The following is an 815-nucleotide window of genomic DNA, read 5'->3' as shown; positions in this document are numbered from 1 at the left end:
AGCCAAAGTCCCGCATTAATTTATGGAAAAACCTAGCATATAATAAATGCAAAATTGCATGTTCAATACCACCAATATACATATCAACTGGTAACCAATAGTTTACCCTTGCATCAAGAATTGATTTTTTATTATCATGACAACAAAAACGTGCATAATACCAAGATGATTCTATAAAAGTATCAAAAGTCTCCGTATCACGAACCCATCCATTTCCTAACTCGTAAAAAGATGGTATTTTTTTTAAATTAAAATTATCTAACTTACTATTAAAACTCAACTCGGTTGGTAAACAAACAGGTAATTCTTTATCTGTAAGAGGGACTGTTTCTCCTTTTGGACCATATTTTACAGGAATTGGAGTTCCCCAATATCTTTGCCTAGATATACCCCAATCACGCAGTCGAAAATGATTTTTAATAACTCCACACTTTATTTGTTTTATATATTTATTAATATAATCAAATGCTTCAAAAAAATTTAATTTATCAAATATACCTGAATTTATAATGAATCCATATTTGGTATATGCTTTTTTAGAAATCTCAGGAAGAATACCATTCTTATCTGAAATTACTGGTTTTATTGGTAATCCGTACTTAATTGCAAATTCCCAATCTCTTTTATTATGGGCAGGAACCCCCATTACTGCCCCAGTTCCATATTCCATAATAAGAAAATTAGAAACATATATTGGTAAATATTCATTGGTAAGTGGATGTAAGACTTTATATCCTACGTTTAAGCTAATTCTTTCTTTATTTAATAATTCTACTGAAGAATTTCCACCTATACGAAAAGTTTTACAAAAATTC

General features: G+C 29.4%; 1 protein-coding gene. It reads right to left on the bottom strand.

From position 1 onward, the window contains the following. On the bottom strand, positions 1-815 hold an 815-nt coding region (locus IE124_RS36300; RefSeq protein ID WP_189513946.1), incomplete at both ends, for a class I tRNA ligase family protein.

The organism is Streptomyces narbonensis (assembly GCF_014649015.1).
Taxonomy (GTDB): Bacteria; Actinomycetota; Actinomycetes; order Streptomycetales; family Streptomycetaceae; genus Streptomyces; species Streptomyces narbonensis.
The sequence above is the reverse complement of the archived record's forward strand: the minus strand, read 5'-3'. Positions and strand labels throughout refer to the sequence as shown.